The 6,406-nt window shown below is 64.5% G+C and carries 7 protein-coding genes and 1 tRNA gene; 4 read left to right on the top strand and 4 right to left on the bottom strand.

Annotated features, from left to right (window positions below):
• On the top strand, positions 1-571 hold a 571-nt coding region (locus KBZ15_RS16035; protein WP_255016198.1), incomplete at its 5' end, for a mechanosensitive ion channel family protein.
• A gap of 4 nt (positions 572-575) precedes the next feature.
• Here KBZ15_RS16035 and KBZ15_RS16030 read toward each other — a convergent pair.
• Entirely contained in the window at positions 576-1,292 is a 717-nt protein-coding gene (locus KBZ15_RS16030) for a hypothetical protein (RefSeq protein ID WP_255016197.1), read from the bottom strand.
• Between the two features lie 463 nt (positions 1,293-1,755).
• Here KBZ15_RS16030 and KBZ15_RS16025 point away from each other — a divergent pair, with 463 nt between their 5' ends.
• The gene (locus KBZ15_RS16025; protein ID WP_255016196.1) at positions 1,756-2,007 is read left to right on the top strand and encodes a Nif11-like leader peptide family natural product precursor; all 252 of its coding nucleotides are present in this window, start codon (positions 1,756-1,758) and stop codon (positions 2,005-2,007) included.
• Positions 2,008-2,028: 21 nt separating this feature from the next.
• On the opposite strand, the gene KBZ15_RS16020 is transcribed toward KBZ15_RS16025, so the two are convergent.
• Positions 2,029-2,649 carry a 2OG-Fe(II) oxygenase gene (locus KBZ15_RS16020; RefSeq protein ID WP_255016195.1) on the bottom strand — a complete coding sequence of 207 codons (621 nt, stop codon included), beginning with the start codon at positions 2,647-2,649 and terminating at the stop codon, positions 2,029-2,031.
• Positions 2,649-3,098 (bottom strand): protein phosphatase, encoded by a 450-nt coding sequence (locus tag KBZ15_RS16015; protein WP_254932549.1) that lies wholly within the window; start codon positions 3,096-3,098, stop codon positions 2,649-2,651. Before KBZ15_RS16015 ends, KBZ15_RS16020 begins: the two co-directional genes overlap by 1 nt.
• Positions 3,099-3,146: 48 nt before the next feature.
• On the opposite strand from KBZ15_RS16015, the gene KBZ15_RS16010 reads away from it, so the two are divergent.
• Positions 3,147-3,404: a hypothetical protein gene (locus KBZ15_RS16010; protein WP_197152465.1), complete on the top strand. Its 258-nt coding sequence runs from the start codon at positions 3,147-3,149 to the stop codon at positions 3,402-3,404.
• A gap of 18 nt (positions 3,405-3,422) precedes the next feature.
• Positions 3,423-6,089 carry an HAD-IC family P-type ATPase gene (locus tag KBZ15_RS16005; protein WP_255016194.1) on the top strand — a complete coding sequence of 889 codons (2,667 nt, stop codon included), beginning with the start codon at positions 3,423-3,425 and terminating at the stop codon, positions 6,087-6,089.
• A gap of 95 nt (positions 6,090-6,184) precedes the next feature.
• On the opposite strand, the gene KBZ15_RS16000 is transcribed toward KBZ15_RS16005, so the two are convergent.
• A tRNA-Val gene (locus KBZ15_RS16000) sits at positions 6,185-6,256 on the bottom strand.
• Between the last annotated feature and the right edge of the window lie 150 nt (positions 6,257-6,406).

Below are 6,406 nucleotides of genomic sequence, written 5' to 3'. Positions count from 1 at the left end.
GGGCTTCGGCATCAAGGAGGTGTTCTCCAACTTTGTAAGCGGCATCTGGCTGCTGTTCGAGGGCTCGGTAAGGCCAGGCGAAGTGCTGATGCTCGACGGAGATCCCTGTGAGGTGCGCCACCTCGGGTTGCGGGCCACCCTGCTCTGGCGCAACCGGGACAACGCCGAACTGCTGATCCCCAACCAGACCTTTTTCACCACAGCGGCCACCACGTACACCGCCAGCGATCGCATGCGCCGCAGCCAGGTAACTGTCGGAGCGGCCTACCACCACGACCCAGCTGAGGTGATCGCCCTGCTGGAAGCCACCGCCTTGGAAGTGCCGCGGGTGCTGCCTACTCCGGGCCCCAAGGCCTTGCTCCTGAACTATGGCGATTCCGCCATTCACTACGCCCTGCGCTTCTGGATCGCCAGTCCCATGGACAACGTCGGGATCTGCAGCGAAGTGAACCAGGCGATCTGGCAGGCATTCCGGCGGGGCGGTATCGAGATTCCCTTCCCCCAACAGGTGCAGTACCCAATGGCATGGCCCCCCGAAGACCAGCAGGGCAAGCAGGTCAATTCGATATGAGCTGTTAGACCTTCAGCCGGTCGACAGCAAGCTCTAACAGCTCAATTGAAACATCTTCGGCCGAATCGAGATCGGAGAAGTCGAAAGGGTTGTCAATATCGTCGATCAAACGCAGCAGCAAGATCACGATGAAAGAAATCACCGCTATAAAGAAGACAGATTCGGCTATATTTTCTGTGCGGGCCATAACCAGGCCGCCAAACAATAGCACGGCAGCAATGTCTGCCATCCAGTAAACTAGGGGGACAAAGGTAGTATCACGGATGGTCTGCACCCGGTTAATCTTAAGCAGAACCACCGCCATATCCTGCATCAATCTACCCCGCAATGTGGAGGCATCACCCTTGAACTGAACGGCGGCATTCACCACCTCCCCATGGACCCGTTCGTGGCACAAGAGGATCTGCTCAGTGGTGATCCGCTCCTTCAGCCATTCCACCAGGGAGTGGCCCAAATCGGCCACAGCCTCAAGCGCCGTCGCAACCTGTGCCTCAGGGTGATAGGCCTGAATTGCTTGGATCTCCAGCTTCAGGCTGTGGAGCGATGTGGCCAATTCACCAGGAATCTTCTCGCTCTCCTTGAAATCCGTGAGCACACCACTCAGCAAAAAGCCAAGCAGGAAAACTGTCGAGGCGACCATCGCCGAAAACAGCTGGCTAACGCTGATCCGCTCGAGACCCAGGGCATGCACCGCCACCTTGATGCCGCAGAGCGCGAGCACCTGGAGAAATACGCTACGAATTTTGCGAAGCCTCCTCGAGCGCGCACTTGAAGGCCTGGTGGCTCTGGAGGTACCAGCTCGAGCGCTGCCGAAGTTTTTAGAGTTCGACAAATTTAAAATTTCTACTACTTCCCCGTACCATTTTGGACTAACCACTTCCCCAGCGGAGGTATTGCGGAACACAAGCTGGGCGCGCTGGGCGCCAGAGCAAAGCACCCTTCTGAAGGCACCGAGCCTAGGCTCCAGGATTGTAAATAGGGATGGCTTGAATTTCCAGAACCAAAGAAGTAAATGAAGCAGCCAGCTCGCCAGGTATTTTTTCGCTTTCCTTAAAATCTGTCAGCATCCCGCTCAACAAAAACCGAGCAGGCACCTGAAGCCGGTCCTGGCCTTAGCTGGTGTTGCCCAACACAAGCAAGCGTGTTGGGGCCGCCTAATTTGAGTTGCTTGTTAATCCCGCACCATGATCGAGCCTTTCCTGCAGGCAGTCCGCTCCAACGAGGAGCTGCAACGGGAGTTGCGCAGCGTCACCACGGCAGCGGGGTTGGCTGAGGTAGCCGCCCGGGCAGGTTTCGCCATGGAAGCTGGGCCTTTGGTCAAGGCATTTGCCCAGCTGCTGCTCGATGGCGATGACGCCCTGGCAGTGACTAACTTCGACAATCTGGGCTGGGACATGGGCGAACTGGCCTGGGCCCTCAAGACCTGGGAGAGCTGAGACCCATCATCCGAATCCTGCTCAACCCCTGGCCAACCGCTTGAGATAGGCCTCCCGGCTGCCGGCATTGATCCAGCCGGTGGCGATTGTTTTGCTGTGCTCGTGGCTGACCCGCCCGCGGTGAATGTGGGAAGGACCGGCCGGAAAGATCACCAGCTTGCCCCGCTCGGCCGGCTCATGGTGGCCCTGCCAGTGGAACTCGGTGCCGGCCTCCGCCACGTCATTGCAATACAAAATCCAGGCCAGTACGCGGTGCACCGGTTCGGTGGCCTCGTCGCTGATGGTCCAGTCGCAGTGCCAGCGCTTGAAGCCCTCACCCGGGGCGTAGTGCTGGAGGTTGAAGATTGGATTGACAAACAGCTCCTGATCCGGAGAGCACTCCCGCAGCAGGGGGCGCTCCTGCAGGTAGCGCTCCAGGGCGGCGCTCACACCGCGCAGGATCACCTCGGCCAGGGCATAGGCCTCGGGATCGGAGCGGTCGATCGCCACCAGGGAGATGTCCGTGGAGATTTTGGCGGGCTCGGCGCTGGGCCCGAAGGCCACCCCCGGACGCTGCAGGTCGGTGCGGCGCTCAAAAAAGGCCCGCACCCCATCGGCCAGGGCCTCGAAGCCGGCATTGCGGTAGGAGGCGATCAGCTCCATCAGGGCTGCTGCCGCCAGGGAATGGCCACCAGGGCATCGAGTGGCTGCCAGCGCTCCTGGGGGGCCACCAGCCCTGGCAGCAGCCCCACCCGCTCCAGGGCCTGGGTCACCCGGGCGGAGTCCAGCGGCCCGCCGGGCCCCATGGGCATCACCAGCACCTGCTCCTGGGCGGGATCGGCCAACACCTGCAGCTCCAGATCCTCTAGAGCCCGCTCAAAAAAGACCCGGCGCATGCGTCCGCTGATCACCGGGCCCAGGGCAGCTGCAAAAGCCTCCAGCCCGTCCCGATCACCGCTGCAACCGCAGTTGAGCGAAAGCCAGATCATCAGCTTGGCCCAACTCTCGGTGCTCCACAGGGGCTGAAAGCTCTCGCGGTGCTGGCGCACCAGCTCGCCGATGGCGAAATCAAACAAGCTGGCCTGCAGGCTGGAGGCGTTCATGGCCGCCATCCTGCCCAGCCGCGGGCAGACTGCAACCACCCGCGCCCGCCGCAGCCCATGGCCCTCGACTTCAACGATCCCGAACTGGAGTTTGGCGATCTCGTCTACGCCTACCAGAGCTGGGTGATGGCGGTGATCAACGATGAGAAGCTCGGCGGCAGCGAGACCCTGCTCACCGAAGAGATCGCCGACGACGCCCTCAACGCCATGCGCTTCCTGCCCGGCGAGGTGACCAGTGCCATCGAAACCAGCCTGGCCCGTGTCTACGACGTAGATGCCGAGGAGCTCGCCAACCTCCTGTTCCCGGAAAGTTGACACCCCGCAGGAGCAGCCGTGCCCCTTCTCCCCGCTGAGGTCCACAGCCGCGCCGGCCCCGAGCTGGCAGCCGAGCTGGCCAGCAGCACAAGCCAGGGGCTCAGCGATCAGGAGGCCGAGCGGCGCCTGGGGGTTTGGGGGCCGAACGCCCTCGGCGACGGCGGGAGCTTGCCTGCCTGGCGCAGGTTCCTGGGCCAATTCCACGACCCCCTGCTCTACACGCTGCTGACGGTGGGCGGGATCAAATTGCTGCTCCACGAACCCGGCGAGGCGCTGGTTATCTGGAGCGTCACCCTGATCAACGCCGTGATCGGCTACGTGCAGGAAAGCCGGGCCGAAACGGCGATTGCCGCCCTGGCCCGAGCCGTGCGCACCGAAGTGGAGGTGATCCGCGCCGGCCGGCGCCATCGCCTCACCTCCGAGCAGCTGGTGCCGGGCGACCTGGTGCGCCTGGAGGCGGGCAACAAGGTGCCAGCGGATCTGCGCCTGCTCCAGGCCCGCAACCTGCAGGTGGATGAATCGAGCCTCACCGGCGAATCCCTGCCGGCGGCGAAAGACAGCGCAGCCGTTGCCAAGAGCACTCCCCTGGCCGAGCGGATCGGCATGGCCTATGCCGGCAGCCTGGTGACCAGCGGCCTGGGCCTGGGCCTGGGCCTGGTGGTAGCCACCGGTGCCGCCACCGAAGTGGGCCAGATCTCGAGCTCCCTGCAACAGCAGGTCAGCCTGAGCACTCCCCTGACCCGCAAGTTCCGCCGCTTCAGCCACACCCTCCTGCAGCTGGTGCTGGTGCTGGCCGGCCTCACCTTCCTGGTGGGTCTGCTGCGCGGCCGCGATGGGGTCGAGATGTTTGACGGGGCGGTGGCCCTGGCGGTGGGGGCAATTCCGGAGGAACTGCCGGCGATCGTGACGATCACCCTGGCGATCGGCATGAACCGGATGGCCCGCCGCAACGCGATCATCCGCAAGCTGCCGGCGGTGGAGGCCCTGGGCAGCACCACCGTGATCTGCTCCGACAAGACCGGCACCCTCACCCAGAACCGGATGACGGTGCAGGAGATCTATGCCGGCGGAGCCCTGGTGCCGATCGAGGCGCTCTGGCCAGGCAATGGCAGTGACGCTGATCTCCTGGCCAGCAATCGGGCCCTGGAAGAAACCCTGCTGGCGGGCCTGCTCTGCAACGACGCCCGGCCCAGCCAGCAGGAGGGGCTGGTGGGGGATCCCACCGAAACGGCCCTGCTCCAGGCCGCCGCAACGGCTGGCCTGGACCGGCAGCAGGCCCTCGAGCGCCACCCCCGTCGAGATGCCATTCCGTTTGAGTCAGAACAGCAATACATGGCCACCCTGCACGGCAGCGACCGCATCCTGGTCAAGGGCTCGGTGGAGGTGGTGCTGGCCCGCTGCAGCCGCCAGCTGAACCCGAGCGGCCAGGCCGAGCCCCTGGAAGGCGAGCGCATTACCGCCGCGGTGGCAACCATGGCCGGCCGAGGCCAGCGGGTGCTGGCCTTCGCCATCGGGCGGGCCGATGGGGATCCCAACCAGCTGCAGCCCAGCCAAATCGAGCGGGGGCTGGATTTTCTGGGTCTGCAGGGCATGCTCGATCCCCCCCGCCCCGAGGCGATCCGGGCCGTGGCCGCCTGCCAGGGCGCGGGAATCAAGGTGAAGATGGTTACGGGAGACCACCTCGAAACCGCCCGCTCCATCGCCCTGCAGCTAGGCCTGGGCGAGGCGGGCAGCCTGGGGGCCATCGAAGGCCGCAGCCTGGCCAGGCTCAGCCTGGCTGAGCTGATCGACTGCGTCCGCCGCAACGACGTGTTTGCCCGGGTGGCACCCGCCCAGAAGCTGGCCCTGGTTCAGGCCCTCCAGGCGGATGGGGCCGTGGTGGCCATGACCGGCGATGGCGTCAACGACGCCCCGGCCCTCAAACAAGCCGACATCGGCATCGCCATGGGCAAGGGGGGCACGGAGGTGGCCCGAGAAGCGGCCGACATGCTGCTGACCGACGACAACTTCGCCACAATCGAAGCGGCCGTGGAGGAGGGCCGGGCCGTTTATCTCAATCTGCACAAGGCCCTGGCCTTCGTGCTGCCGGTGAACGGCGGCGCCTCGATGACAATCCTGCTGGGTGCCGTGCTGGGCCTGGAGCTGCCGGTAACAGCCCTGCAGGTGCTTTGGCTGAACATGGTCTGCTCCCTGAGCCTCTCGATCCCCCTGGCCTTCGAGCCCCGGCCACCGGGGCTGATGCGGCAAGGGCCGCGGCCCCCGGCCCAGCCCCTCCTGAGCCGGGGTCTTGTGCGCAAGGTGGTGCTGGTTTCAACCTTCTACTGGTGCTTCATCTTCGGGGTATTTCTCTGGGCCCGCTCCCATGGCCTCAGCCTGCCCCTGGCCCGCACCATGGCGATCCAGGCCTTGGTGCTGGCCCAGATCGCCTATCTGGTCAGCATCAGCCAGGTCAGCAAGCTGGGCTGGCGCCATTGGCACCACAATCCGATCCTGCTGGCGGGCATCGGCACGGCGGTGCTGCTGCAGCTGGGCTTCAGCCAGCTCGGCTGGATGAACCGCTTCTTCGCCACGGCCCCCCTAGAGCCCCAGCAGTGGTTGATCTGCGGCGTGGCCCTGCTGGTGATGGTGCCGGTGGCCGCCCTAGCCGAACGCCTCGATCCCACCACGGGAATCCCCAGGGACTGACTAGGTGAAACTTGGCAAGTGGTAAATCACCGTGTTGGCTGAACAACATGGCCAAATGCTGTTCCAAGGCTATGAGTTAAGTAACCCGAAGCAGATGCGCGATGCCGGGTTCGAACCAGCGACATCCTGCTTGTAAGGCAGGCGCTCTACCGCTGAGCTAATCGCGCTTGCTGGGCAACTTACACCAACCAACCATGGCCAGCGGCCCCAGCCACGACCGAGCAACCTGGGTGCTGTGTCTGCCCTTCGGATTGCTGTGGTGGCCGTGGCAGGGGCTGGCCGGGGCGGCCTGCGCCAGCCTGGCCTTCCTGCTGGGG

Source organism: Cyanobium sp. BA20m-p-22, assembly GCF_024346275.1.
GTDB lineage: Bacteria > Cyanobacteriota > Cyanobacteriia > PCC-6307 > Cyanobiaceae > Cyanobium_A.
The sequence above is the reverse complement of the archived record's forward strand: the minus strand, read 5'-3'. Positions and strand labels throughout refer to the sequence as shown.

What these genes read in the sequence shown, in the direction of transcription:
- KBZ15_RS16025 (WP_255016196.1), top strand. Translation starts at nt 1,756, where the DNA reads ATGATCGAGCCTTTCCTGCAGGCAGTCCGCTCCAACGAGGAGCTGCAA.
- KBZ15_RS16020 (WP_255016195.1), bottom strand. Translation starts at nt 2,649, where the DNA reads ATGGAGCTGATCGCCTCCTACCGCAATGCCGGCTTCGAGGCCCTGGCC.
- KBZ15_RS16015 (WP_254932549.1), bottom strand. Translation starts at nt 3,098, where the DNA reads ATGGCGGCCATGAACGCCTCCAGCCTGCAGGCCAGCTTGTTTGATTTC.
- KBZ15_RS16010 (WP_197152465.1), top strand. Translation starts at nt 3,147, where the DNA reads ATGGCCCTCGACTTCAACGATCCCGAACTGGAGTTTGGCGATCTCGTC.